Below are 1,788 nucleotides of genomic sequence, written 5' to 3' on the forward strand. Positions count from 1 at the left end.
TTCTTGTAGGGCACGGCCGGTACTTCGATGAGCTCCGCGCCCAAGATCTTGATCGTGTCCTTCTTTTCCTGGCTCTGCGTGTCGGGGATGACGATCACGGTGCGGTAGCCGAGCGCCTTGGCGACCAGCGTCAAGCCGATGCCGGTGTTGCCGGCAGTGCCTTCGACGATGAGCCCGCCGGGCTTGAGCAGCCCGCGCTGTTCGGCGTCGCGGATGATAAACAGGCCGGCCCGATCCTTCACCGATTGCCCCGGATTCATGAACTCGGCCTTGCCGAGGATCTCGCAGCCGGTCGCTTCCGAAGCCTTGTTGAGCCGGATTAGGGGCGTGTTGCCGATCGCTTCGATCACTGAACGGGGCATGTGGGATTCCTTCATGTGTGCGGCGAGACCCTAAAAACCGGACGCCGCGGTTTCAAGGCAAGATTTTGCCTGGTCCAGTCGCATTGCGGATGGTGCAACGCTCGCGACCATTTCGGTGCCAAGTGCAAAACCGCTCTTTTCAACCGAATTCTCCGCCGCTAGAGCAAACCGGAACATCCGCAGGACACCCTATGACACTCTACCGGGCCAATCCGAAAGAGGGTGTCGCCTGGATCACGGGCGGCAGCAGCGGGCTTGGTCGCGCGCTGGCCAAGGATCTCGCCAATCAAGGCTATGCCGTGGCGGTGACGTCGCTACCGGAAGATCCAGCCGACACGCTGATCGTCGAAACGGCGCAAATGTCCGGGCATGTGAGGTCCTTTCCCTGCGACGTCACCGACGAGCAGGGCATGGCCCGCACGGCCGCCGCGATCGAGGAGCAGATGGGACCGATCGTGCTTGCCGTCTTCAACGCCGGCAACTACATCGCCACCCCCGGAGAGAATCTGGTGGTGCGCGATTTCCATCGTTCCTTCGCCGTGAACTATTTCGGCATCGTCAACGGCGTGGTGCCTGTCGTCGAGCATATGCGCGTGCGCGGACGCGGCCATGTCGTTCTTGTCGGATCGGTCACCGCCTATTCCGGCTGGCCGACAACGGCGGCCTATGGCGGCACCAAGGCCGCGATCAACATCCTGGCGGAGTCGCTGAAATACGACTTCGACAAGATGAACATCCGCATCCAGGTCATCAATCCGGGGTTCATCGACACGCCTTTGACCGAAAAGAACAAGCTGCCGATGCCGGGCCTCATGCCTGTGCATCGCGCCTCGCGCCGCATGGCGCGCGGCATCAGGAAGGGCGGCTTCGAAGTCACCTTCCCGTATCACATAAGCTGGCCGGTGAAGCTGCTCGGCCTGCTGCCGCGGCCGATCGGCCGCTTCGTCATCGGGCTCACCACCCACTGGCGGGGTCGGCCGCTGCATTTCGATCGCAGGCCGGCGGGCAAAAAAGACCCGTCCCGCGACAAGGCGACATAAGCCGGCGAAACGACGATTGCCTGCCGGCGGGGACGGCCATAGGTTGAGAATCATTGCTTGGAGACTGGAATGGGGCGGCGGATCGTGCTGGCGGTGCTTGGCTTTGCAGTCATCCTGGTCGCCGGCTTCTTTCTCGGCCCGCGCGTGCCGGTAGACACCACAATCCGCTTCAATCCATGGGTGATCGGCGACGATCCGCAGGCCTATCTGGCGCGTGAAGAGGCTGCCGTGCCCAACATACGCGACGGGCTCGACAAGGAGATCATCTGGGCGAACCCGATGGTCCACGCCAAGACGCCTTTGGCCATCGTCTACATCCACGGCTTTTCCGCCTCTAAAGGCGAGGTCCGCCCCTTGCCGGACGACATTGCGGATGAACTGGAGGC

General features: G+C 62.5%; 2 protein-coding genes and 1 pseudogene. 2 read left to right on the forward strand and 1 reads right to left on the reverse strand.

The window, feature by feature from the left end:
* The coding region (locus tag EOA24_RS36650) for a pyridoxal-phosphate dependent enzyme (protein WP_127410753.1) at positions 1-362 on the reverse strand (362 nt) is incomplete at its 3' end.
* Between the two features lie 191 nt (positions 363-553).
* Between EOA24_RS36650 and EOA24_RS36655 the strand changes: the two genes are divergently transcribed.
* A complete protein-coding gene (locus EOA24_RS36655; RefSeq protein ID WP_126082781.1) occupies positions 554-1,402 on the forward strand; it encodes an SDR family NAD(P)-dependent oxidoreductase in 849 nt (282 codons plus the stop codon).
* A 69-nt stretch (positions 1,403-1,471) separates the two neighbouring features.
* A pseudogene (locus tag EOA24_RS36660) lies at positions 1,472-1,788 on the forward strand (alpha/beta hydrolase); the annotation flags it as partial.

This window comes from Mesorhizobium sp. M2A.F.Ca.ET.039.01.1.1 (genome assembly GCF_003998035.1).
GTDB lineage: Bacteria > Pseudomonadota > Alphaproteobacteria > Rhizobiales > Rhizobiaceae > Mesorhizobium.

Excerpts from the sequence above, each read along its gene's own strand:
- EOA24_RS36655 (WP_126082781.1), top strand. The coding sequence starts at position 554 with ATGACACTCTACCGGGCCAATCCGAAAGAGGGTGTCGCCTGGATCACG.